We start from the raw sequence: 22,899 nt of genomic DNA, 5'->3' as shown, positions 1-22,899 counted from the left end.
CGGGCGGGGCTACCGGCCCGTCTCCAGGGTCGCCAGGAACACCAGCACGAACGTGGTCACCGCGACCAGCGCGTGCACGGCGACCGCCACACCGGGGAACGGCTGGTCGTTGCCGCGCGCGTGCCGCCCGCCCCCGCCCACCAGCCAGCGCGAGAACAGCATGACGCCCTGCAGGATGACCGCGATCAGGACGCCGAACGCCGCCCACGCCCACCAGTCCCGCCCGGTCACCAGATGCCCCAGCCACAGGCACAGGCCCAGCACCGCCGACGCCGGATGCGACACCAGCACCAGCGTGGGGTGCCGGGTCACCTTCGCGGGCTGGCCGCGCAGCCCGGCGGCCGCCAGCCACCGCACCAGCAGGTAGCCCCCCGCCGACGCGGCCAGCGCCCAGGCGACGAGTGCGGCGACGTCCACGCCCGCTCCCTTCGGCCGGCACGACCCTCCCGGCCCAAGTTTCTCCCCCATCGCCCCGGTACCACCGGGGATTGGCAACAGTCGGCCGGAGAATTCCGGGAACGGCGGGTGGCGCGCGACTACCGGGCGAGCCGGTAGCGCAGGAAGAGCACGCCCTCGTCGAGGTAGACGGCGGTGGGCTCCAGCGCGACCTCCCCGTCCAGCGCGCCCAGCAGCCGCGTGTGGTGGGCGCCGCCGAGCAGCGTGGGCGCGATGTTGAGGCACAGCTCGTCCACGAGCCCCTCCCGGACCAGCGCCGTGGTCAGCGCGGGCCCGCCCTCGCACAGCAGCCGCCGGTACCCGTGGTCCTCCCGCAGCGCCCGCACGGCCTCGCCGAGGTCCACCTCGCGGTCCCCGGCGGTCACGACCGGCACCGACGCGGGCACCCGGCCCGCCTCCCGCGCCGCCCGGGACGTCACCACGACCGTCGGGGTCTCCCCCCCGGTGAACAGCGGCGACGTCCAGTCCAGCCGCAGCGACCGGCTGACGACCACGATCGGCGCGGGCGGGGCGCCCCGGCGTTCCCGCAGGTCGGCGCGGAGCCGCGCGGGCCCCAGCCGTCCGGTCCGCGCGGTGGCCGCCCCCACCAGGATCGCGTCCGACAGCGCCCGCAGCGTCCGGAACACCCGGAAGTCGGCCGCTCCCCCGATCCCGTCGGTCCAGCCCTCGGCGTCGGTGACCGACCCGTCGGCCGTCATGACCATCCCGACGCGCAGCGCGGGCGCGTCCCCGTACTCCTCGTAGGGATCGACGTCGGCGACGGGCCCGGGGAACAGACGGCGCATGCCCTGAAGGTTACCGAACGTGACCAGGGCCACCCCGGCCGCCCCGAATGTCGGACCCGGGGAGCAGGATGGGTCCATGGACCTGCCGATCAGCCCGCCGTTCGCGCCGATGCTCGCCAAGGCCGTCAAGGTGATGCCCGAGCGGGGGATGCTGTACGAACCCAAGTGGGACGGCTTCCGCTGCGTGGTCTTCCGGGACGGCGCCGAGGTGGTGCTGTCCAGCCGCGGCGAGAAGCCGCTGACCCGCTACTTCCCCGAGCTGGTGGAGGCGTTCCGGCGCGAGCTGCCCGACCGCTGCGTGGTGGACGGCGAGATCGTCCTGCGCGACGGCCCCCGCCTCGACTTCGACAAGCTCCAGGAGCGCATCCATCCGGCCGCGTCCCGCATCACGCTGCTGTCGGAGCGGACCCCGGCGTCGTTCGTCGCGTTCGACCTGCTGGCGCTGGGCGACGAGTCCCTCATGGACCTGCCGCTCGGCGAGCGCCGCGAGCGCCTGGTCGACACCCTGGCGGACGTGGGGCCGCCCGTCCACGTCACCCCGGCGACCGGCTCCCCCGACCTGGCCCGCCGCTGGTTCGAGGAGTTCGAGGGCGCGGGCCTGGACGGCGTCATCGCCAAGCCCCCGGAGCTGCCCTACCAGCCCAACAAGCGCGTCCTGTTCAAGCTCAAGCACGAGCGCACCGCCGACTGCGTGGTGGCGGGCTTCCGCTGGCACAAGTCCGGCCCGGTCGTGGGCTCCCTGCTGCTCGGCCTGTACGACGGCAAGGGCGTCCTCCAGCACGTGGGCGTCTCGGCGTCGTTCACGATGAAGCGCCGCGCCGAGCTGCTGGAGGAGCTGGGGCCGTACCGCATGGACGGCTTCGCGGACCACCCGTGGGAGGGCTGGGCGCGCCAGACCGAGGACACCGCCGACCGCCTGCCCGGCGCGGTCAACCGCTGGAGCGGCGGCCGCAGCCACGCCTGGGAGCCCCTGCGCCCCGAGCTGGTCGTCGAGGTCGCCTACGACGGCATGGAGGGCGACCGGTTCCGGCACACCGCCCGGTTCCGCCGCTGGCGCACCGACCGCACGCCCGCCTCCTGCGGCTACGACCAGCTGGAGGTGCCGGTGGCCTACGACTTCGACGAGATCTTCACCGACCCCAACCCGACCGCCTGAATTCCCCCTGTTCGGATATGACGGTCGGCGTGAGCATGCTGGGACGGTTCTCCGGGCGGCGGCGTCCGGCGGAGCCGGCGGCGGTCGACGCCGAGATCACCGCGTTCGGCGAGGCGCTGGCGCGGCACTCGTTCGTCCCGTCGCGGCACGGCGCGGACGCCGGGCTGCTGGCGGACTACGCGAGCGCGCTGGACGACGGCAGGCACGCCCTAGCCTGCGTCGACGCGCGGATCGAGGGACGGCCGGTGACGGCGCGGCGACCGCTGTGCTTCTTCGACCCGCGGCACGGCCCCTCCACCGGGACGGTCCGCTGGGCTCCCCCGCAGGGCGTGGCCGCCGCCCGCGCCCGCCGGTCCCGTGCCCGCGAGGCCGCCCGGGGAACGGTCGCGCCCTCGGCAGCCGACCGATGCCCCCAAGCCGCCGTCCCCGTTCAGGAGGTGGCCGCAGAGCGCGGGCAAGAGGCGGCGCGCCGAGGGGACGCGCGACGCCGCGGTGGCGCTCGACCGGCTCCTGGACGGCCGGGCGGGCCTGACGTGGGCCGGACGGCCCCGGGGACCCGCGCGGTCCCCGGGGCCGTTCGCGGCGGCGCGCTACGGACGCCTGGTCTCGCGCTCCACCGTCTCCCGGACCAGGTCCCGGTCGGTCTTGGTCCTGACCGCGTCGTAGGGGCGCAGGTAGGTCTGCCGCAGGCCCGGCTCGCGGTCCTCGATGACGAAGCGGGCCTTCAGCGACGCCGGGGCGTCCTTGGCGCGCACCGAGGTCAGGGTCTTGAAGTCGGCGGTCATCTCCTCCCGCCGGATCCGCGTGAGGACGTAGCCGCGCTGGTTGTTGTAGAACCTCAGATGCGGGTTGATCTTGAGGAACGGGTGGGCCGCCGGGTCGGAGTCGGCGCCGTCGCCGCCGCTGGTGATCGAGGTGCAGACCAGTTCGGCGCCGACCGTGCGGGAGGTCGGGTCGTCGTAGTTCTCCTTCAGGTCGCTGGCCCAGTGCGCGTGGACGTCGCCGGTCAGCACGACGGCGTTGCGGACGCCCGCCTCGACCCAGCCGCGCGTGATGCGGTCGCGGGAGGCCACGTAGCCGTCCCAGGAGTCCATGCTGGTGACCTTGAGGGGGCCGGCGTTGTTGTCGCGCTGGGCGAAGAACACCTGCTGGCCGAGGACGTCCCAGCGGGCGTGCGAGCGCCGGAACCCCTTGATCAGCCAGCGTTCCTGGTCCGTGCCGAGGATGGAGCGCGCCGGGTCGGACGCCGCCGCGCAGTCCTTGTAGCCGTCGCCGCACGCCTGGTCGTCGCGGAACTGGCGGGTGTCGAGCATGTGGAAGTTGGCGAGCCTGCCCCACCGCACGCGCCGGTAGATCTGGATGTCGGGGCCGTGCGGCAACGAGCGGCGGCGCAGCGGCATGTTCTCGTAGTACGCCTGGAACGCCGCGGCGCGGCGGGCGCGGAACGCCGCCGGGTCCGGGGTGTCGGAGTTGGCCTCGGGGACGTCGTCGGCCCAGTTGTTCTCCACCTCGTGGTCGTCGAAGACGACCAGCCAGGGCGCGGCGGCGTGCGCGGCCTGGAGGTCGGGGTCGGACTTGTACTGGGCGTGGCGCTGCCGGTACCCGGCGAGGGTGACGGTCTCGGGGCCCTCGTGGTCGCGGACGTTGCCGCCGGGGACGTTGTAGGCGCCCTTCCTGTACTCGTACTGGTAGTCGCCCAGGTGCAGGATCAGGTCGGGGTGGTCCTCGGCGAGCCGCCGGTAGGCGGTGAACCAGCCGTGCTCGAACTGCGAGCACGACACGAAGCCCATCGCCAGGCCCCCGCCGTAGGAGGCCGGGTGCGGGGAGGTGCGGGTCAGGCCGGCCGGGGAGACGTGGCGGCCGACGCGGAACCGGTACCAGTACTCGTGGCCGGGGCGCAGGCCCTCCAGCTCGACGTGGACGCTGTGCGCGGCGGCCGCGCGGGCGCGGGCGGTGCCCTGGCGCACGACGCGGCGGAACCGCTCGTCGGTGGCGACCTGCCACTGGACGGGGAAGTCGACGAAGGGCATCCCGCCGAGGCCGTCCTCGGCGAGCGGGTTCAGCGCCAGGCGCGTCCACAGCACGAACCCGTCGGGCTCGGGGTCCCCGGAGGCGACGCCGAGGGTGAAGGGGTCGGCGGCCAGGGCGGCGCGGCGGCGGTCCGGGGCGGGCGCGGCGGCCGCGCCGGAGGCGGGGAGGGCCGCGACGCCGGCGGCGAGTCCGGTGGTGACGAGGAACGACCTGCGATTGAACGCGCTGACGCCTTCGGGCATGAGCAGACCCTTTCGGGGCGGTCCGACGTTGGTCGCCGGACAGCCTCGTGAGGGCCGGTGGCCGTCGGGTGCCCTGCGGATGACGGGAGATCCAACACGGAAGATCTTTTCCCCGTCCGGCGGCGGCCGGAATCGGCGCAGGGATGATCAGAAAGGGTGGTAAACTAGCGACTTACGAACCGCGCAGACACCAATCCCAATCCTATGACTAGGAGTGTATAAGACACATGGGATCTCGTCAAGTCAAGTCCGCTCCGGAGAATTCCTCCGCCGGGGCCTCCCCCGCCGACGCCCGCGCCGCCGCGCTGCGCACCGAGCAGGAGCGCGTGTCCGGGATCTACGCCCGGCTCGACGCCGAGCGGGCCGCCGCCGAGGGCACGCTGCGCGCCGTGCCCGCCACGGGCGGCGGCCGGGGGTTCCAGGCGATGGTGGAGCGGCAGGCCGCCGTCGAGGAGTCCGCCCGCCGGCTCTCCCGCCTCAACGCCGTCGAACGCGCCCTGTGCTTCGGCCGCATCGACCACCGGGGCGAGGCCGGGGCGGCGGGCGACACCTTCTACGTCGGCCGCATCGGGCTGCGCGACGACGACCGCGAGCCGCTGCTCATCGACTGGCGGGCCGCCGCCGCGCGCCCGTTCTACACCGCCACCCCGAGCTCCCCCGGCACGCTGGCGCGCCGCCGCCACCTGCACCTGTCCGGCCGCACGGTCGCGCGCATCGACGACGAGGTCTTCGACCTGGAGGGGCTGACCGAGGAGGACCGGCGCACGATCGTCGGGGAGGCGGCGCTGCTGGCGACGCTGCGGCGCGGCCGCACCGGGCGGATGACCGACGTGGTCGCCACCATCCAGCAGGAGCAGGACGAGGTGATCCGCGCCGGGCTGCACGGGGTGCTGGTGGTGCAGGGCGGGCCCGGCACCGGCAAGACCGTCGCGGCGCTGCACCGCGCCGCGTTCCTCCTCTACACCCACCGCGACGTGCTGGAACGCCGCGGCGTGCTGGTCGTCGGCCCGAACGCGACGTTCCTGCGCTACATCGAGCAGGTGCTGCCGGGCCTCGGCGAGACCGACGTGGTGCTCACCACCGTCGGCGAGCTGCTCCCGGGCGTGCGGGCCACCGCCGCCGAGGGGCCGCGCGCCGCCGCCGTCAAGGGCGACCTGCGGATGGCGGAGCTGGTGCGCGCGGCGGTCGCCGACCGGCAGCGGGTCCCGCGGGGGGACCTGGAGGTCGAGACCGACGACATGGTGCTGCGAGTGGACCACGAGACCTGCCTGAGGGCCCGCGACCGGGCCCGGGCGCTGCGCGCCGCGCACAACGTCCAGCGGCGGCTGTTCGTCCACGAGACGCTGGAAGCCCTGGCGGTGAACCGCGCCGAGCAGTACGACAGGATCGCCGACGAGCCCCTGGAGCGGATGATCCGGGAGGGCGGGGTCCCCGCCTGGCTCCAGGAGCTGATGGACGAGACCGCCGACGAGCCGCTGATGGACGCCGAGGACCTCAAGTACGCCAAGGCCGAGCTGTGGCGCGACCCGGACGTGCGCGCCGCGATCGACGGGCTGTGGCCGGAGCTGACGCCCCAGCGGCTGCTGGAGGAGCTGTTCGCCGACCCCCTCGCCCTGGCCCGGGTCGGCGACGGCCTCACCGACGAGGAGCTGGGCGCGCTGTACCGGCCCGCCGGGTCGCCGTGGACGGTGGCGGACGTGCCGCTGCTGGACGAGGCCGCCGAGCTGCTGGGCGAGGACGACTCCGCGGAGCGCGCCCGCGAGCGCGCGCTCGCCGCCGAACGCGCGGCCGAGGAGCGCTACGCCCGCGAGGTGCTGATGTCGAACGGCGTGGAGGGGCTGCCGGAGATCGACGCCGCCCACCTGGCCGACCGGCAGCACTACGACGGCCCGCCACGGACCACCGCGCAGCGCGCCGCCGCCGACCGCGAGTGGGCCTACGGGCACGTCATCGTGGACGAGGCGCAGGAGCTGTCGGAGATGGCGTGGCGGGCGGTGATGCGGCGCGTCCCCACCCGTTCGCTGACGGTCGTCGGCGACATCGCGCAGACCGGCAGCGCGGCGGGCGCGCACTCGTGGGGCCAGATGCTCGACCGGTACGTGCCGGGCCGCTGGCGCGAGCAGCGCCTGATGGTGAACTACCGGACGCCCGCCGCCATCATGCGGCTGGCGACGGAGGTCCTGGCCGTGGTCGCGCCCGACCAGACGCCGCCGGAGCCGGTCCGCGACGACGGGCCGCCCCCGGCGGCGGTCGGCGTCCCGCCCGCCGCGCTGGCCGGGCGGCTGCCCGAGCTGGTCGCCGCCGAGCTCGCGGAGGTCGCGACCGACGCGGGCGAGGGCCGGCTGGCGGTGATCGCCTCGGGGGCGCGGCACGCCGCCGTCCGGGCGGCGCTGCCGGACGCCGAGGCCGGCGCGACGCCCGAGGCGCTGGACTCCCCCGTCGTGGTGCTGACGGCGGAGGAGGCCAAGGGGCTGGAGTTCGACTCGGTGATCGTGGTGGACCCGGCCGGGATCGTGGCCGAGTCGCCGCGCGGCGGCCAGGACCTGTACGTGGCGATCACCCGCGCCACCCGCCGGCTGACGGTCGTCCACGACGACGACCTGCCGGACCTGCTGGCCTCCCTGCGCTGACCGTGCGGGCGGATCCCCCCGGCTCCGGGGGGATCCGCTCTATGATCCCGACCATGCCGACCCCCCTCAGCCCCGGCGACCGTCGGGAGATCGCCGGATCGCGGGCCGGCCGGAGCGGTCCCCGTTCAGGGGTAGGGCAGCAGGGTCCGGTCGATCTCCTGCCAGCGGGCGGCGAGCTGCCTCACCACCTCGGGGTGGTGGCGGGCCAGGTCCGCCTGCTCGCGGGGGTCGGCGGTCAGGTCGTACAGCGCGTCCCGGGCGTCCCGGCCCGCGCGCAGGTACTTCCACCGGCCCCGGCGCAGGGCGCGGGCGTCCCTGGTGCGCCAGAACAGGTCGTGCCTCGGGGCGCGGGCGCCCTCCAGCAGGTAGGGGGCCAGGCTGCGGCCGTCCAGGGGGTGCGTCGCGGCCGGGCGCGCGCCCGCGATCTCCAGGATCGTCGCCGTCCAGTCCTGGCTGGCGACCGGGACGTCGCTCACCTGGCGGGGGCGGAGGCGCGCGGGCCAGCGCAGGATCGTGGGGACGCGGACGCCGCCCTCGTTCAGGTCGCCCTTCCCGCCCGACAGCGGCCACTGGTAGGACCAGCGCTCGCCGCCGTTGTCGCTGGCGAACAGCACCAGCGTGTCGCGTTCGCGCCCGGTGTCCCGCACCGCGCGCAGCACGCGCCCGATCGCGGCGTCCATCGCCTCGACCATGCGCCGGTAGGTGTCCAGCGAGCCGCCGTCCTCGTGCCACAGCGCGCGGGCGTCCCCCGCCCTGGACCGCGCCGTGATCCGCGCGCTCTCCTCGTGGTCGCCGGGGGCCTCCCACGGCCAGTGCGGGGCGGTGAAGTTGAGGTTGACCAGCCAGGGGCGGTCGTGGCGGCGGCGGATGTGGGCGGCGGCGCGGTCGGCGATCGTGTCGGTGTAGTAGCCGAGGTCCTCGGTGGGCACCTCGCCCTCGTACAGGTCCACCTCGGTGCCGGAGATCTTGGAGTAGTAGTCGACCGCGCCGGACAGGTTGCCGAAGAACGTGTCCCAGCCCGACCGCAGCGGGCTGTACCAGGGCAGGTAGCCGCAGTGCCACTTGCCGAACATCGCGGTCGAGTAGCCCGCGTCCTTCAGCAGCGAGGCGAGGGTGGGGTGCTCGGGCGGGATGCCGTGCAGCTCGTCGGGGCGGGCGATCGGCTCCTCCAGGCCGCCTCGCAGGCGCCCGGGATAGCGGCCGGTGTAGAGGCCGAAGCGGGTCGGCGAGCAGATCGGGGCCGCCGAGTACCCGTCGGTGAACCGGACGCCGTCCCGGGCCAGGCGGTCCAGGTTCGGGGTGCGGATGTGCGGGGAGCCGTAGCAGGACAGGTCGGCCCAGCCGAGGTCGTCGGCCAGGATGAGCAGCACGTTCGGCCGTCCGGCGCGGCTCCGGGCGTCGGCGCGGAAGGGGCGTTCCACCGTCTCGGCCCCGGCCGTCCCGCCGGTCCCGAGCACCGCCCCGGCCGCCACCGCCGCGCCGGTCGCCGCCAGCGCGCTCCGCCGGCTCACATCCGCTTCGGACATCACAGGACTCACTTTCCCCACCAATTCGGTTAATTGGATCGGAATAGTAGAGATTTGCCAACGCCGACGCAATGCGGGCCACCTTCCCCTGGACGGGGAACCAAGCGTACGCTTGGTCGCCGTACGGTCTGATCCGAAGGGACGGCGATGTCGACGATGCCAGAGCTGCGCGAGTACTCCAACCTGATCGGCGGCGAGCTGCGACCGGCCGCGGGCGGCGGCACGCTCGACTCGGTCGACCCGGCCACCGGCGAGGTCTGGGCGCGGATCCCGCGCGGCGGGGCCGAGGACGCCGACGCCGCCGTGGCCGCCGCGCGCGCGGCGTTCCCGAAGTGGGCGGGCCTGCCCGCCGCCGCCCGCGCCCACCACCTGCGCAAGGTGGCCGGGGTGTTCGCCGAGCACGCCCGCGAGCTGGCCGAGCTGGAGACGCGCGACAACGGCCGCACCATCACCGAGACCGCCAGGCGCGACCTGCCCGGCATGACGTACCTGTGGACCAACGCCGCCGCCGAGTGCGCCGCCGCCGTCGAGGGCAGGAGCGTGGACTTCGGGCCGGGCAGCCTCGGCGTGACGCGCCGCGAACCCTACGGCGTGACGCTCGGGATCATCCCGTGGAACTCGCCGATCTCCACGCTGTCGGCCAAGGCCGCGTTCGCGCTGGCGGCGGGCAACACCGTCATCATCAAGCCCGCCGAGCAGGCCACCGTCTCCAGCCTGCGCGTCGCCGAGCTGCTGCGGGAGGTGCTGCCGCCGGGCGTGTTCAACGTCGTGTCCGGCCTCGGCGAGGAGGTCGGCGACCCCCTGGTCCGGCACCGCGGCGTCAACAAGATCAGCCTGACCGGCTCGGTGGACACCGCGAAGATCATCACCCGGGCCTCCGCCGACTCCCTCAAGCCCCTCGCGCTGGAGCTGGGCGGCAAGTCCCCCAACATCGTGTTCGCCGACGCCGACCTGGACCGGGCCGCCGTGGGCGTCACCACCCAGGCGATCTTCACGGCGAACGCGGGCCAGATCTGCTACGGCGGCTCGCGCATCCTGGTCCAGCGGCCGGTCTACGACGAGATGCTGCACCGCATGAAGGCCGTCGCCGCCGGCATCAGGCTGGGCGACCCGATGTCCCCCGACACCACGATGGGCCCGATCGTGTCCCGCGAGCAGTTCGAACGCGTCACCTCCTACCTGGAGATCGGCGCGAAGGAGGGCGCGGAGCTGGTGTTCGGCGGGCGCTCCGGCGCCGAGGCCGTCGCCGACGACAGGTTCGCCGGCGGCTACTGGGTCGAGCCCACCCTGTTCGCGGCCACCGACAACGCGCTGCGGATCTGCCAGGAGGAGATCTTCGGTCCGGTGGCGGTGGTGCTGCCGTTCGACACCGAGGAGGAGGCCCTGGCGATCGCCAACGACTCGGCCTACGGCCTGGCCGCCGGGGTGTGGACCCGCGACCTCGGCACCGCGCAGCGGATGTTCCGGGGCCTGGAGACCGGGACCGTGTGGGTGAACACGTTCCGCAAGGTGATGTTCCCGCTGGAGGGCGTCAAGGACAGCGGCTACGGCCACGACTCGGTGCTGGCCTACACCCGCGAGAAGGCGGGCCTGTTCGAGATCTGAGCCGCCGGGACCGGTCCGGGCCCGCAGTCGCCCCGCGCGGCGGGGCCGTCGCCGGATGCTGGTGGGGAGCGGAAGGGGAACGGTGTGACGCTGGACGGGACGGCCCTCCGCCGCGTGTGCGGCGAGGCGCTGGGCGCGATGGTCACCGGCGGGCTGACCGAGGTGCGGACCCGGCGGCTGGGACGGGCGGTCCTGGTGTCGGCGCGGGGGCGGGACGTGACGGTCCGCCGCCTGGAGCCCGGCCCGGACCGTCCCCCGCGCGTCGTGGTGGGGCTGGTCACCCGGGCCGGGGCGCCCGGTGAGCTGGTCCTGTCCGGGGACGGCGGGCCGCGCGCCCAGCGGTTCGGCGGCGCGTTCGGGTACGAGGCGCTGGTGGTGCCCCACCCCGAGCCGGGGATGCCGCCGCCCGCGCTGGTCCGGCGGGCGGTGTCCGCGCGGCGGCCGCCCGGCGACGGGCTGGGCGAGACCGGCGACCGGCTGGGCGCGATGGCGGCGCCGGCGGTCGGGCTCGTCCGCGCCTACCTGCTGTCCCGCGCCGACGGGGGCCCGGGCGGCGACGCGCTCGGCCCGCGCCTGCTGCGCCACATCGACGACCACCTCACCGATCCCGGCCTGTCCCCCGCCTCGGTCGCCGCCGCCCACCGGATCTCCCTGCGCTACCTGTACCGGGTGCTGGCCGACGTGGACGTCACGTTCGGCGCGTGGGTCCGCGCCCGGCGGCTGGAGGGCGCGGGGCGGGACCTGGCCGCGCCCGGCGCCGGGCACGTGACGATCGCCGCGGTCGCCGCCCGCTGGGGTTTCGCCGGCCCCGCCCGTTTCAGCCGGGTCTTCCGCGACGCCTACGGCGTCTCCCCGCGGCAGTGGCGCGCCGGGGTCCGGCCGCCGGACGGTCAGGCGAGGCCGACCAGGTCCGCGTAGTCCGGGCCCCACAGGTCCTCGACGCCGTCGGGCAGGACCAGGACGCGGTCGGGGCGCAGCGCCTCCACGGCGTTCTCGTCGTGCGTGACCATGACGACCGCCCCCCGGTAGGCGGCGACCGCGTCCAGGACCTCCGCGCGGGAGGCCGGGTCGAGGTTGTTGGTGGGCTCGTCCAGCAGCAGGACGTTGGCCGCGGAGGCGACCAGCCCGGCCAGCGCCAGCCGGGTCTTCTCGCCGCCCGACAGCACGCCCGCCGGCTTGTCGACGTCGTCGCCGGTGAACAGGAACGACCCCAGGACGCCCCGGACCTCGGCGGCCGACAGGTGCGGCGCGGCGGCGGCCAGGTTCCGCCCGACGGTGCGGTGGGGGTCGAGGGTGTCGTGCTCCTGGGCGAAGTAGCCGAGGCGCAGGCCGTGACCGTGGACGACGCGGCCCGCGTCGGGCCGCTCCACCCCCGCCAGGATCCGCAGCAGGGTCGTCTTGCCCGCGCCGTTCAGGCCGAGGACGATCAGGCGTTCGCCCCGGTCCACGGCCAGGTCCACGCCGCGCAGGACCGCCAGGTCGCCGTAGGACTTGGCCAGGCTCACCGCGCCCAGCGGGGTCCGGCCGCACGGGGCGGGCTCGGGCAGCCGGATCCGCGCGACCTTCGCCGCGCGGCGCGCCGGCGCCAGGCCCTCCAGCATCCGGTCGGCGCGGCGGGCCATGTCGCGGGCGCGCACGGCGGTGGACGAGCGGGCCCGCATCCGGTCGGCCTGGGCGTGCAGGGAGGCGGCCTTGCGCTCGGCGGCGGCGCGCTGCCGGGCCAGGCCGCGTTCGGCGGCCGCGCGGTCGGCCAGGTAGGTCTCCCAGCCGGTGTTGTGGACCTCCAGCGCGGCCCGGTCGGGGTCCAGGTGCCAGACGCGGTTGACGGTGTCGGCGAGCAGCCCGGTGTCGTGGCTGATCACGACCAGGCCGTGCCGGTACTCGGCCAGGAACCCGCGCAGCCAGGCGACCGAGTCGGCGTCCAGGTGGTTGGTGGGCTCGTCCAGCAGCAGGGTGCCGCGCTCGGCGAACAGGATCCGCGCCAGCTCGACGCGGCGGCGCTGCCCGCCCGACAGGGTCCCGACCGGCCGGTGCAGGACGTGGTCGGGCAGGCCGAGCCCGGCGGCGATGCGGGCCGCCTCCGCCTCGGCCGCGTAGCCGCCGCGCGCCTGGAACTCGGCCTCGGCGCGGGCGTAGCGGGCCATCGCCCGGTCCCGCAGCGCCGGGTCGGCCATCTGCTCCCCGGCGGCGCGCAGCGCGCGGACGGCCTCGTGCAGGCCGCGCGCCGACAGGACGCGGTCGGTGACGGTGAGGTGCGGATCGGCGGCGGCCGGGTCCTGCGGCAGGTAGCCGACCTCGCCGCCACGCGTGATCGTTCCGGCGGCGGGCCGGGCCTGTCCGGCGAGGGTCCGCAGCAGGGTGGTCTTGCCCGCTCCGTTGCGGCCGACCAGGCCGACGCGGTCACCGGGGCCGACATGGGCGTCGGCGCCGGACAGCAGGACGCGGACGCCGGCACGCAGGACAACACCCCGAAGGGTAATCATGGGAGTACGCTCCGAATTCACTCAGGGACACACGGGTGGCGTGAAGGCGGGTCCCTGAGCTAGGACATCCGGGGCGTGGACATGTCATCCAGCGTAGGTGACGCCTCCGGGGCGGCGGCAAACGTTTTTCCGGGGGCGCTGGCACAGTGGGGTCATGGCACGCAGTTTCGAGGATCTCGTCGAAGAGGCCGCGACCGCCCCGGTGGAGGGCTGGGACTTCTCCTGGCTGGACGACCGGGCCACCGAGGAGCGCCCGTCGTGGGGCTACCAGCGCCTGATCGGGGAGCGGCTCGCCGCCGTCGGGTCGGCGCTGGACCTTGAGACCGGCGGTGGCGAGGTGCTGGCCGGGGTGCCGAAGCTGCCCCGCCTGATGGCCGCGACCGAGTCGTGGCCGCCGAACGTGGCCCGGGCCACGCGGCTGCTGCACCCGCTGGGCGCGGTCGTGGTCGCCGTACCCGACGAGCCGCCGCTCCCGTTCGGCGACGAGGCGTTCGACCTCGTGGTGGCCCGGCACTCGATCAGGACGTGGTGGGACGAGATCGCCCGCGTGCTGCGGCCCGGCGGTGCCTACCTGTCGCAGCAGGTCGGCCCGGCCAGCGTGTTCGAGCTGGTGGAGTACTTCCTCGGCCCGCAGCCGGACCGGCGCCGGGCGCGGCGGCCCGAGGACGCCCGCGCCGCGGCCGAGGCGGCGGGCCTGGAGGTGGTGGACCTGCGCTCCGAACGCCTGCGCACCGAGTTCCTCGACATCGGCGCGGTGGTCTACTTCCTGCGCAAGGTGATCTGGATGGTGCCCGGCTTCACCGTGGAGGCGTACCTGCCGCGGCTGCGGGCGCTGCACGAGCGGATCGAGGCGGAGGGCCCGTTCGTCGCGCACTCCGCGCGCTTCCTCATCGAGGCGCGCAAGCCCGCGCGCTAGACCGCGCCCCACCCCCTGACCCGCGGGTCGGTCGGCGCGTACGCGGCCGGGGCCCCTCCCGACGGGTCCTAGTCGCGGTCCCCGCGCTTCTTGTCGTCCCCGCGCTTCTCGCGGTGCTCGCGTTTCCGGTCGCGGTGCTTCTCGCGGCGGTCGCGTTCGGGGCGCCTGACCCGGGTCGGCCTGGACGACGGCCGGGCGACGGCCGGGGCCGGGGTCAGCGTGGGGGACGGAGCGGGCGGCGAGGACGCGGCGGGGTCCGGCTCCGCGAGGCCCGGCCGGGGCGCCGGGCCGGGCGTCGCGCCGGGGGCGACCAGCGCCAGGACCAGGGCGGGGGCCAGGGTCAGCGCGCCGACCCGGGCGGCCCGCCGGGCGAACGGGGCGTCCTCCGGGCCCGCGTAGGCGCGGTTCACCAGGCGGAAGCGCCCGGTGCTGCGCGCCGCGCCCGCCACCAGGACCAGCACCAGCACCGCCTGCGCGACCACCGCCACGGCCAGCGCGCCCGGCAGCGCGGTGCACAGCACCACCAGCCCGGCGGCGACCACCGGCAGCGACAGCAGAACCCCTCGATGCCCCAACCCGGCCTCCTTCCGTCTTCCACGGCCGATCCGGAAGGTTACCGGTGCGGGAGACCCCGGTCGTCCGGCCCCTGAACCTTCCGGTGCGCCCGCGCCGTACCGGAAGGTGACGGTTCCTCCAGCGGAAGGCCGGTATGGAGCGCACGGGCGTGACATGGCACGATGAGCGCGTGCCCTCGTCCCCCGAGGCACGCGTCCTGAGGTCGGCCTTCTTCGCCGCGGTGTGCGTGCTGCTGTCCGCCGGGGCGCACGTCCACGCCGGCGGCCGTCCCGTCCCGCCGGGGACGCTCGCCGCCGCGATCGGGATCGTCCTGGTCGCCGGCTACGCGTTCGGCGGGCGGGAACGCGGCCTCACGACGCTGCTGCCCGCCACGTTCGCGGCGCAGTACGGGCTGCACCACCTGTTCTCCTGGGGCGCGGGGCACGCCGCCCCGTCCGGACCGGCCCCGGCGGTGGAGCACCTCCACCAGGCGACCTCCACGCCGATGCTGCTGGCGCACGCCGTGATGGCGCTGCTCACCGCCTACTGGCTGGACCGGGGCGAGGCCGCGTTCTGCGGGCTGGTGCGCCGGCTCGGCGCGCGGGCGCTGGCCCTGCCGCTCCCGGCCCCGCCGTTCCCGGCGCTCCCCGTGCCCGCCCCGCGCCGGGTGGCCGTGCCCGTCACGGTCATGCTGCGGGCCGCCATCGCCCGGCGCGGCCCGCCCGCGTCGATCTCCCGCTGAGAAGCCCCCGGCGCCGCCGGGGGTGGTCGTCACGCGTGCCCTGACCACGCGTTTCCCCCTTTTTCTTGCGCAAGGAGATCGACGTGTCCGTGGACACCCCTGTCCGGCCGAGCGCCGGACGCGCCGCCCCCGCCCCGGGGCGGCGCTACCGCGCCGTGTGGCGCTGGCACTTCTACGCGGGGCTGCTGGTCGCGCCCGTGCTGCTCGTCCTCGCCGTCACCGGCTCGCTGTACCTGTTCAAGGACCAGTACGAGGAGTGGCGCTACAAGGACCTGCGCACGGCGGCGGCGACGGCGAGCCCGCGCCCCCTGGCCGAGCAGATCGCCGCCGCCCGGACGGCCCGGCCCGGCGCGGCCGTGGCCTCGGTGATCCCGCCCGGCCGTCCCGGCCGCACCACCCGCGTGATCTTCGCGGGGAACGCGGTGGGGCCGTTCGCGCCCGGCGTCTCGGTGTACGTGAACCCCGCCGACGCCCGGGTGCTCGGCAGCGTGGACGACTCGGCGACGCTGATGCGCAAGGTCCGCACCCTCCACGGCGAGCTGATGGCCGGGACGGTCGGCGACCGCGTGGTGGAGACCGCCGCGTGCTGGTCGCTGGTGCTGCTCGGCAGCGGCGCCTACCTGTACCGGCGCGGACCGGCGCGCCGCCGCGAGGCGAAGCGGGGCCGGTCCCGGCTGCGGCGGGTGCACGCGGTGACCGGCGTCTTCGCGGGCGTGGTGATCGCGTTCCTGGTGGTCAGCGGGCTGCCGTGGTCGGGCGTGTGGGGGGAGGCGTTCCAGAGGATGGCCACGGCGGCCGGGTCCACGCCGCCCGACTCCGACCGCTTCGCCCGCCAGTCCACTCCTCCGGACAAGGGGCGCGACCTTTCGCAGCACCCCGACGCCAAGGTGCCCTGGGCCGCCGAGGAGCGCCCCGTCCCCGCCTCCGGGCACGCCGGTCACGGCGGCGCGGCGGGCGGCACGGTCGGCGCGGCGCCGGTCGAGCGGGCGCTGCGGGCCGCCGCGGCCCGCGCCCCGCACTGCCCGCCCGCCGCCTGCGAGTACAAGGTGCTGCTCCCGCGCGGCGAACGCGGCGTCTACACCGTCACCGTGGCCTCCCGTCACGACCCGGCCGACGAGCGCACCGTCCACGTCGACCAGTACTCCGGCGCGGTCCTCGGCTCCTACGGCTGGAGCGAGTACGGGGTGCTGGCCAAGGCCGTCGAGCAGGGCATCGCGCTGCACGAGGGCCGCCGGTACGGCCCCCTCAACACCGCCGTGATGCTGGCGGCGTGCCTGGCGCTGATCCTGCTGACGGTGACGGGCGCGGGGATGTGGTGGAAGCGCCGCCCGTCCGGCGGGCTCGGCGCGCCCCGCCGCACCGGCGACCGCCGCACGACGCTGACGGTCGCGGCGATCATGCTGGTGGTGGGGGTGCTGTTCCCGCTGGCCGGGGTGACGATGCTGGCCGCGCTGCTGGTGGACGCGCTGCTGGTGCGGCGCGTTCCGGCGCTGGCCCGCCGCGTCGGCTGACACCGCCTGATCCGGGCCCGGGGCGTCCCCGCGCGGGACGCCCCGCTCAGTCGACGACGGGGCTGCGGCGTTCCAGCAGCGCCACGTCGCGCCACCGCGAGGCGCCGCCGAACTCGTGGCGGCCGATCCGCTCCCGGACGCCCAGCAGCTTGAACCCGCACGCCTCGTGCAGCCGGATGCTGGCGGTGTTCTCCGGGAAGATCCCGGCCTGGAGCGTCCACAGGCCGCCCCGCTCGCTGGACTCGATCAGGGTTTCGAGCAGCGTCCGGCCGAGGCCCCGGCCCTGCGCGTCGGGGTGGAGGTAGATCGACACCTCGGCGACGCCCCGGTAGACCTCGCGGTCGGAGACCGGCGTCAGCGCGGCCCAGCCCAGCACGCGGCCGTCCTCGACGGCGACGAACCGGTGGTCGGGCAGCTTGCCCGCCGAGAACTTCTCCCACGTGGGCGGGGCGGTCTCGAACGTCGCGTTGCCGCCGTCGATGCCGTGCTGGAAGATCGCGAGGACCTCGGGGCCGTGCTCGGGTCGCATGGGGGTGATGTTCACCCGCACCACTGTACGAACCGGGCCCGCCGCTCTCCAAAAGAACCCCAGGTCAGAGCAGTTCCCTGGCGTAGTTCGCCAGGGACCGCCGGTAGCGCGGCAGGTGCGGGGCGAGGGCGCCCAGCGCGACGCCGACCGCCTGGCGCTCCCGCCCGGCCGACGTCAGCGCCAGGGCCAGGAACGCCGCCACCGCGCCGTCCAGCTCGTCGGACCCGGCGTCGCGTTCGGCGGTGAGCAGCGCGACGCTCTCCTCGAAGCGGCCGAGGTTCCGCAGCGTGCTGGCGTACTGGATGGTGGCGGGGCGGCGCCGGCCGGCGGGCAGCCCGGCGGCGAACGCCCGTTCGTAGTGCTCGGCGGCCCGCGCCTCGTCGCCGGTCGAGTCGAGGGCGGAGGCCAGCTCGTACTCGGCGAGGGCGTCGCCGGGGCGTTCGGCGGCCAGCTCCGCCATCCTCGCCACGAAGCCGACGGGCTCGTGGTCGTCGAAGGCGTCCCACAGGGCCGCGACGCGGCGCTCCCAGTCTTGATCATCCGTCATGGGGGCCACCCTGCCACGCGTCCGGACGTTCCAGGTAGTCGAGCGTCCGGCGGAGCTCGGCGGCGACGACGCGGCCCGCCCCGTCCGGGTCGCGGTCGCGGATCGCGGCGACCAGGCCCGCGTGGGCGGCGCGGCCGTGGGAGCGGTCGGCGGCCCGCGCGTCGATCAGGCCGACCAGGTCGAGCAGGCCCTCGCGCAGCACCGGCACGAACTCGTCGAACAGGTCGGCCAGCACCGGGTTGCGCGCCGCGCGCACGGCGGCGCGGTGCAGGGCGATGTCGGCGTCCACGAACGCGGCGTCGTCGCCGTCCGCGAAGGCGGCGTCGCGGGCGGCCAGGGCCGCGTCGAGCGCGGCCAGGTCGTCGCCGGTGCGGCGCCGCGCGGCCAGCTCGGCGGCCCGCACCTCGATCATCATGCGGATCTCGTAGACGTCGGCGACCGAGGCGCGGCGCAGCCGGGCCCGCCAGTCCTCCGCCGGCTCGGTGGCGACCACGAAGACGCCCGCACCCTGCCGCGCCCGCACCAGCCCCGCCCCCGCCAGGACGCGCAGCGCCTCGCGGACCGTGGACCGCCCGACGCCCAGCTCCCGCGCGAGCGTCGTCTCGCCGGGCAGCCGCGTGCCGACCGGCCAGTGCCCGCCGGTGATCTGTTCGCGCAGGTGGCGGGCCGCCTGCTCGACGAGCGGGCTGGGCCGCAGCGGGCCGAGTGACATGGATCACCACACCTGTCAGGTTGTCTGAGGAGCTGAGGAGTGTCTAGGGTACCGGGCATGCTGCGGCAGGTCCTTCTCCTCGGGCGCCGCGGCGGGGCCTGACCCGACCGGCACCCCGCCGCGGGGTTCGGTGCTGCCGGTCGCCGTCCCGACCGCGGAAGAGGACCCTTTCCGATGCACGCCTTCCCGACGCTGCGCAGGCCCGCCGGGCCCGTCCCCGCCGACGCGCCGTCCTGGAACCCGCAGCGCGGCAGCTCGATGCCGTTCCACCGCTACCGTCCCGCCCATGAGCGGGTCGCCGTCCCCGCGTTCGAGCGCGCCTGGCCCTCCCGCCGGATCGACCGCGCCCCGCTGTGGGTACCGGTCGACCTGCGCGACGGCAACCAGGCCCTGGCCGAGCCGATGGACCCCGGCCGCAAGCGCCGCATGTTCGACCTGATGGTCGCCATGGGCTTCAAGGAGATCGAGGTCGGCTACCCGTCGGCGAGCCGGACCGACTTCGACTTCGTCCGGCACCTGGCCGAGTCCGGCGCGGTGCCCGGCGACGTGACGGTGGTGGTGTTCACCGCCGCCCGCCGCGACCTGATCGACCGCACGTTCGACTCCGTCCGGGGACTGCCCAACGCCGTCGTCCACCTCTACACCGCGACCGCGCCCGTCTGGCGGGACCGCGTCCTCGGCCACGACCGCGCCGCGCTGCGCGCGCTGGTCGAGGAGGCCGCCGCCCACATGGCGCGGCTGGCCGAGGGCACCCCGGTCCGCTTCCAGTTCTCCCCCGAGGTCTTCAACCAGACCGAGCCCGACTACGTCCTGGAGGTCTGCGACGGGCTGACCGCCCTGTGGGACGCCTCCCCCGACCGCCCGGTGATCCTCAACCTGCCCGCCACCGTCGAGATCGCCACCCCCAACGTCTACGCCGACCAGATCGAGTACATGCACCGCCACCTGGCCCGCCGCGACGCGGTCATCCTGTCGGTGCACCCGCACAACGACCGCGGCACCGGCGTCGCCTGCGCCGAGCTGGCGGTGCTGGCCGGGGCGCAGCGCGTGGAGGGCTGCCTGTTCGGCAACGGCGAGCGCACCGGCAACGTCGACCTGGTCACCCTGGCCCTCAACCTGCACACCCAGGGCGTCGACCCGCAGCTCGACCTCTCCGACATCGACGAGATCCGCCGCACCGTCGAGCACTGCAACCGGATCCCGGTCCACGAACGCCACCCCTACGGCGGCGACCTCGTGTACACCGCCTTCTCCGGCACCCACCAGGACGCGATCGGCAAGGGGCTGAGGCACCACGCCGCGCGCGCCGCCGAACTGGGCGTCCCCGAGCGCGAGGCCCCCTGGGAGGTGCCCTACCTGCCGATCGACCCGGCCGACGTGGGCCGCGACTACACCGCCGTCATCCGCGTCAACAGCCAGTCCGGCAAGGGCGGCATCGCCTACCTGCTGCGCACCGGATACGGGCTGGACCTGCCGCGCCGGATGCGGATCGAGTTCGCGGGCGCGGTGCAGAAGGCCACCGACGGCAGCGGGACGGAGATGACCGGCAAGGAGCTGTGGGACCTGTTCCGCGCCGAGTACCTGGACCGCGCCGACGACGGCCCCGTCACCATCACCGAGTGGCGCACCGGCCACACCGGCCCCGGCCGCCACGACTTCACCGGCGTGGTGAGCGTGGCCGGCGCCGAGGGCGAGCACACCGGCTCGGGCAACGGCCCGCTGGAGGCCCTGACCAGCGCCCTGGCCTCGGCGGGCGTCCGGGTCGAGGTCCTCGACTACACCGAGCACGCGACCGGCCCGGGCGGGGACGCCCCCGCCGCCGCCTACGCCGAGTGCCGCGTCAACGGCGTGACCCGCTGGGGCGCGGGCCACGACACCTCGGTCCTGACCGCCTCGGTCCGCGCGGTCCTGTCGGCCGTCAACCGCGCCCTGTCCTAGAGCGACCGTCGTCGCGGCCGTTCCCGCCCAGGGGAGTCACCCGGGAACGGCCGCGGCGACGCCGTCTCACCAGCGGCGTCCCCGGCTCCGGCTCCGGCTCTGCCCGCCGACCTGGCGGCGCCAGGACAGGCCGGTGCCGGGAATGCGGAACGTCACGTGCTTGCGGCCGTCGGCCCCGCGCGTGTAGCGGGCCCCGCGCCCGCCGACGCTGTGCCCGACCCCGCGCCTGGACAGGTTGATCCGGAACGGTCCCACCTTGAGCGACTTGCGGTAACTCCAGCCCATCACGGCCTCCCCTGCTGCTCGACGTTCGACTCGGGACGGTGGTTCCCGCCCGATCACGAACCATGCTCACCCCCTTTCCGTCCCTGCCCGGAATCCCGTTTTCGGACGACGCCAGGAGCACAACGGCAACTTGTGCCATATTTCGCCGCGCGTTCCTGCGACGCCGCCGTTTACCCCGGGGCCGCGGACGAGGAATCTGCCCTGGTAAAGATCATTCCCCCGACTCCCCCGGAGGTGTGGTTTGCCCAGGAGATCCCTGCGACGAACCTCCCGCACCCTCGCCCTGGTCACGGCCGGCGGCACCGCCCTGGCCGCCTTCTCGTTCAGCGGCGTCGCGGCCGCGCAGGCCGCGCCGAAGATCGTGGTGAAGGGCGGGCTCACCCAGCCCGTCTTCTCCTACAAGGACGCCGTCCGCGAGCGCGTCTTCGTCGAGTCGCCGGTCGACAGCGACAACGACGGCAAGCGCGACCGCGTCAACGTCGACATCATCCGCCCCAAGGAGACCCGGCGCGGGCTGAAGGTGCCGGTCGTCATGGACGCCAGCCCCTACTACGACACCGCGGGGCGCGGCAACGAAGGCGAGAAGAAGGTCTACGACGCCGCGGGCAACCCGGTGAAGTTCCCGCTGTACTACGACAACTACTTCGTGCCGCGCGGGTACGCGTTCCTGGCCGTGGACATGGTCGGCACCAACCGGTCCGACGGGTGCCCGGTCAGCGGCGGCCCGTCCGACGTGCTGGGGATCAAGGCCGTCATCGACTGGCTGAACGGCCGCGCCACCGCCGTCGGCGCCGACGGCGAGAAGGTGAAGGCGTCCTGGAGCACCGGGCGCACCGGCATGATCGGCAAGTCGTACGACGGCACGCTCGCCAACGGCGTCGCCGCCACCGGCGTCAGGGGCCTGGAGACGATCGTCCCGATCTCGGCGATCAGCTCGTGGTACGACTACAGCCGCAGCAACGGCGTCAAGTACAGCAACCAGTACCAGGGATGGCTGGCCGACTACGTCGACTCCGACCCGGCCGCCAAGTGCGCCGCCGTCCGCGACAGGATGAACGCCGACGAGGACGACGCCACCGGCAACTACAACCGGTACTGGAAGGCCGCCGACTACCGCGACGGCCTCTACACCGATGTCGGCAAGGTGCGGGCCAGCGTGTTCGCCTTCCACGGCGTCAACGACCTCAACGTCAAGACCGACCACTTCAGCAAGTGGTGGAAGGGCCTGGCGAAGCGCGGCGTCACCCGCAAGGTGTGGCTGTCGCAGCGCGCCCACGTGGACCCGTTCGACACCCGCCGCGAGAAGTGGGTGGCGACGCTGCACAAGTGGTTCGACCACGAGCTCCACAAGATCAGGAACGACGCGCTGCGGGAGCCGCGCGCCGACATCGAGATCGGCCCGGACCAGTGGATCACCGAGTCCGACTGGCCCGCCCCCAAGGCCCGGAGCCTGTCGCTGAACCCCCAGGCCAACGGCTCCCTGGCGCCCAAGCCGGTCCGTAGGGGCACCCTCGCCTCCTACGTCGACGACCCGGGCCCGCGGGGCAACGGCCGTTCCGAGGGCGAGATGGTGTCCGACCCGACGACCGGCAAGCCGTTCCGCCTGTCGTACGTGTCGGGGCCGCTGCCGGCCAACGCCCGCCTGTCCGGCTCGCCGACCGCGAAGCTCCAGGTCACGCTGGACAAGCCGACCGCGAACCTGACCGCCCTGCTGGTCGACTACGGCCAGGACACCCGCATCGACTACCTCGGCGCCGGCGGCGGCATCGAGACGCTGGCCACCGAGGACTGCTGGGGCCAGAGCACCGCCGAGGACGACGCCTGCTACAAGCAGACCCGCACCAAGGTCGTCAACAGCGCGGTCAACGTCGTCGCGCGCGGCTGGATGGACGCCCAGAACCGCAGGTCCCTGAGCGACCCCACGCCGCTGCGCCCCGGCGCGTCCTACGGCGTGCGCTGGGAGACCCTCGCGCAGGACTACGTGTTCAAGAAGGGCCACCGGGTGGCGCTGGTGCTGGCGGGCACCGACGCCAACTACAACGCCGCCGACGCCGGGACCGGCGCGAAGGTGACCGTGGACCTGGGCCGCAGCTCCATCCGCGTCCCCGTCGTGATCTCCGGTGGCAGGGCGCCGGAGGGCCTGGTCTCGCCGCGCGGCGTGTGGACCGGACCGAGCGGCGTGAACCTGCCGACCCAGCCGAAGCGGTTCTGGTAAGCCGCCACTGAGACCGCCCGGGGCCATCGCCCCGG

The 22,899-nt window shown here is 75.0% G+C and carries 19 protein-coding genes; 9 read left to right on the top strand and 10 right to left on the bottom strand.

All coding sequences use genetic code 11. The features are described 5' to 3' along the window. Positions 1 to 9: 9 nt before the first annotated feature. Both HNR61_RS18800 and HNR61_RS18795 read right to left on the bottom strand, forming a co-directional pair. Positions 10 to 417, bottom strand: a complete 408-nt coding sequence (locus HNR61_RS18800; protein WP_182844428.1) for a hypothetical protein — start codon at positions 415 to 417, stop codon at positions 10 to 12. Positions 418 to 536: 119 nt separating this feature from the next. Beyond that, complete coding sequence (locus HNR61_RS18795; RefSeq protein ID WP_182844427.1) at positions 537 to 1,241, bottom strand: dihydrofolate reductase family protein; 705 nt, start codon at positions 1,239 to 1,241, stop codon at positions 537 to 539. Between the two features lie 76 nt (positions 1,242 to 1,317). Between HNR61_RS18795 and HNR61_RS18790 the strand changes: the two genes are divergently transcribed. Beyond that, on the top strand, positions 1,318 to 2,397 hold the full coding sequence (locus tag HNR61_RS18790; RefSeq protein WP_182844426.1) for an ATP-dependent DNA ligase: 1,080 nt from the start codon (positions 1,318 to 1,320) through the stop codon (positions 2,395 to 2,397). A 590-nt stretch (positions 2,398 to 2,987) separates the two neighbouring features. On the opposite strand, the gene HNR61_RS18785 is transcribed toward HNR61_RS18790, so the two are convergent. Then, a complete protein-coding gene (locus HNR61_RS18785; protein ID WP_182844425.1) occupies positions 2,988 to 4,670 on the bottom strand; it encodes an alkaline phosphatase D family protein in 1,683 nt (560 codons plus the stop codon). Between the two features lie 227 nt (positions 4,671 to 4,897). Between HNR61_RS18785 and HNR61_RS18780 the strand changes: the two genes are divergently transcribed. Continuing rightward, positions 4,898 to 7,300, top strand: a complete 2,403-nt coding sequence (locus tag HNR61_RS18780) for a HelD family protein (RefSeq protein ID WP_182844424.1) — start codon at positions 4,898 to 4,900, stop codon at positions 7,298 to 7,300. A gap of 125 nt (positions 7,301 to 7,425) precedes the next feature. Here HNR61_RS18780 and HNR61_RS18775 read toward each other — a convergent pair whose 3' ends face one another. Next, positions 7,426 to 8,826, bottom strand: a complete 1,401-nt coding sequence (locus HNR61_RS18775; protein ID WP_182844423.1) for a sulfatase family protein — start codon at positions 8,824 to 8,826, stop codon at positions 7,426 to 7,428. Positions 8,827 to 8,982: 156 nt separating this feature from the next. Between HNR61_RS18775 and HNR61_RS18770 the strand changes: the two genes are divergently transcribed. Both HNR61_RS18770 and HNR61_RS46850 read left to right on the top strand, forming a co-directional pair. Continuing rightward, positions 8,983 to 10,431 (top strand): aldehyde dehydrogenase family protein, encoded by a 1,449-nt coding sequence (locus HNR61_RS18770; RefSeq protein WP_182844643.1) that lies wholly within the window; start codon positions 8,983 to 8,985, stop codon positions 10,429 to 10,431. A gap of 84 nt (positions 10,432 to 10,515) precedes the next feature. Then, positions 10,516 to 11,349, top strand: coding sequence for a helix-turn-helix domain-containing protein (locus tag HNR61_RS46850; RefSeq protein ID WP_220509471.1), 834 nt, complete (start codon positions 10,516 to 10,518; stop codon positions 11,347 to 11,349). Here the strand turns inward: HNR61_RS46850 and HNR61_RS18760 are convergent. Continuing rightward, a complete protein-coding gene (locus HNR61_RS18760) occupies positions 11,322 to 12,914 on the bottom strand; it encodes an ABC-F family ATP-binding cassette domain-containing protein (protein WP_182844422.1) in 1,593 nt (530 codons plus the stop codon). The two genes, HNR61_RS46850 and HNR61_RS18760, sit on opposite strands and share 28 nt — an antisense overlap. A 154-nt stretch (positions 12,915 to 13,068) precedes the next feature. Here HNR61_RS18760 and HNR61_RS18755 point away from each other — a divergent pair, with 154 nt between their 5' ends. Then, positions 13,069 to 13,830: a class I SAM-dependent methyltransferase gene (locus HNR61_RS18755; RefSeq protein ID WP_182844421.1), complete on the top strand. Its 762-nt coding sequence runs from the start codon at positions 13,069 to 13,071 to the stop codon at positions 13,828 to 13,830. A 68-nt stretch (positions 13,831 to 13,898) separates the two neighbouring features. Here the strand turns inward: HNR61_RS18755 and HNR61_RS18750 are convergent, their stop codons facing one another. Then, positions 13,899 to 14,405: a hypothetical protein gene (locus HNR61_RS18750; RefSeq protein ID WP_182844420.1), complete on the bottom strand. Its 507-nt coding sequence runs from the start codon at positions 14,403 to 14,405 to the stop codon at positions 13,899 to 13,901. A gap of 149 nt (positions 14,406 to 14,554) precedes the next feature. On the opposite strand from HNR61_RS18750, the gene HNR61_RS18745 reads away from it, so the two are divergent. Next, entirely contained in the window at positions 14,555 to 15,127 is a 573-nt protein-coding gene (locus HNR61_RS18745; protein ID WP_182844419.1) for an MFS transporter, read from the top strand. Between the two features lie 83 nt (positions 15,128 to 15,210). Next, positions 15,211 to 16,638, top strand: coding sequence for a PepSY-associated TM helix domain-containing protein (locus tag HNR61_RS18740; protein WP_182844418.1), 1,428 nt, complete (start codon positions 15,211 to 15,213; stop codon positions 16,636 to 16,638). Positions 16,639 to 16,684: 46 nt separating this feature from the next. Here the strand turns inward: HNR61_RS18740 and HNR61_RS18735 are convergent, their stop codons facing one another. Genes HNR61_RS18735 through HNR61_RS18725 form a run of 3 tightly spaced genes read right to left on the bottom strand, consistent with a single transcriptional unit; the run spans position 16,685 to position 18,426 of the window. Continuing rightward, positions 16,685 to 17,182, bottom strand: a complete 498-nt coding sequence (locus HNR61_RS18735) for a GNAT family N-acetyltransferase (protein ID WP_312897963.1) — start codon at positions 17,180 to 17,182, stop codon at positions 16,685 to 16,687. Positions 17,183 to 17,231: 49 nt separating this feature from the next. After that, positions 17,232 to 17,714, bottom strand: a complete 483-nt coding sequence (locus HNR61_RS18730) for a tetratricopeptide repeat protein (RefSeq protein WP_182844417.1) — start codon at positions 17,712 to 17,714, stop codon at positions 17,232 to 17,234. After that, positions 17,704 to 18,426 (bottom strand): FadR/GntR family transcriptional regulator, encoded by a 723-nt coding sequence (locus HNR61_RS18725; protein ID WP_182844416.1) that lies wholly within the window; start codon positions 18,424 to 18,426, stop codon positions 17,704 to 17,706. The genes HNR61_RS18730 and HNR61_RS18725 overlap by 11 nt, the downstream gene beginning before the upstream one ends. A 258-nt stretch (positions 18,427 to 18,684) precedes the next feature. On the opposite strand from HNR61_RS18725, the gene leuA reads away from it, so the two are divergent. After that, positions 18,685 to 20,364 carry a 2-isopropylmalate synthase gene (gene leuA, locus HNR61_RS18720; RefSeq protein ID WP_220509553.1) on the top strand — a complete coding sequence of 560 codons (1,680 nt, stop codon included), beginning with the start codon at positions 18,685 to 18,687 and terminating at the stop codon, positions 20,362 to 20,364. A 66-nt stretch (positions 20,365 to 20,430) separates the two neighbouring features. On the opposite strand, the gene HNR61_RS18715 is transcribed toward leuA, so the two are convergent. Beyond that, the gene (locus HNR61_RS18715) at positions 20,431 to 20,649 is read right to left on the bottom strand and encodes a DUF4236 domain-containing protein (RefSeq protein WP_182844414.1); all 219 of its coding nucleotides are present in this window, start codon (positions 20,647 to 20,649) and stop codon (positions 20,431 to 20,433) included. A 241-nt stretch (positions 20,650 to 20,890) separates the two neighbouring features. Between HNR61_RS18715 and HNR61_RS18710 the strand changes: the two genes are divergently transcribed. Further along, complete coding sequence (locus HNR61_RS18710) at positions 20,891 to 22,864, top strand: Xaa-Pro dipeptidyl-peptidase (protein WP_246443004.1); 1,974 nt, start codon at positions 20,891 to 20,893, stop codon at positions 22,862 to 22,864. Positions 22,865 to 22,899 lie beyond the last annotated feature (35 nt).

Origin of the sequence: Actinomadura kijaniata (assembly GCF_014138665.1) — a bacterium.
Lineage (GTDB): Bacteria > Actinomycetota > Actinomycetes > Streptosporangiales > Streptosporangiaceae > Spirillospora > Spirillospora kijaniata.
This window is presented reverse-complemented; position numbering and strand designations above follow the sequence as displayed.

Excerpts from the sequence above, each read along its gene's own strand:
- HNR61_RS18770 (WP_182844643.1), top strand. The coding sequence starts at position 8,983 with ATGCCAGAGCTGCGCGAGTACTCCAACCTGATCGGCGGCGAGCTGCGA.
- HNR61_RS18715 (WP_182844414.1), bottom strand. The coding sequence starts at position 20,649 with ATGGGCTGGAGTTACCGCAAGTCGCTCAAGGTGGGACCGTTCCGGATC.
- HNR61_RS18795 (WP_182844427.1), bottom strand. The coding sequence starts at position 1,241 with ATGCGCCGTCTGTTCCCCGGGCCCGTCGCCGACGTCGATCCCTACGAG.
- HNR61_RS18780 (WP_182844424.1), top strand. The coding sequence starts at position 4,898 with ATGGGATCTCGTCAAGTCAAGTCCGCTCCGGAGAATTCCTCCGCCGGG.
- HNR61_RS18755 (WP_182844421.1), top strand. The coding sequence starts at position 13,069 with ATGGCACGCAGTTTCGAGGATCTCGTCGAAGAGGCCGCGACCGCCCCG.
- HNR61_RS18725 (WP_182844416.1), bottom strand. The coding sequence starts at position 18,426 with ATGTCACTCGGCCCGCTGCGGCCCAGCCCGCTCGTCGAGCAGGCGGCC.
- HNR61_RS18785 (WP_182844425.1), bottom strand. The coding sequence starts at position 4,670 with ATGCCCGAAGGCGTCAGCGCGTTCAATCGCAGGTCGTTCCTCGTCACC.
- HNR61_RS18760 (WP_182844422.1), bottom strand. The coding sequence starts at position 12,914 with ATGATTACCCTTCGGGGTGTTGTCCTGCGTGCCGGCGTCCGCGTCCTG.
- HNR61_RS18730 (WP_182844417.1), bottom strand. The coding sequence starts at position 17,714 with ATGACGGATGATCAAGACTGGGAGCGCCGCGTCGCGGCCCTGTGGGAC.
- leuA (WP_220509553.1), top strand. The coding sequence starts at position 18,685 with ATGCCGTTCCACCGCTACCGTCCCGCCCATGAGCGGGTCGCCGTCCCC.
- HNR61_RS18775 (WP_182844423.1), bottom strand. The coding sequence starts at position 8,826 with ATGTCCGAAGCGGATGTGAGCCGGCGGAGCGCGCTGGCGGCGACCGGC.
- HNR61_RS18790 (WP_182844426.1), top strand. The coding sequence starts at position 1,318 with ATGGACCTGCCGATCAGCCCGCCGTTCGCGCCGATGCTCGCCAAGGCC.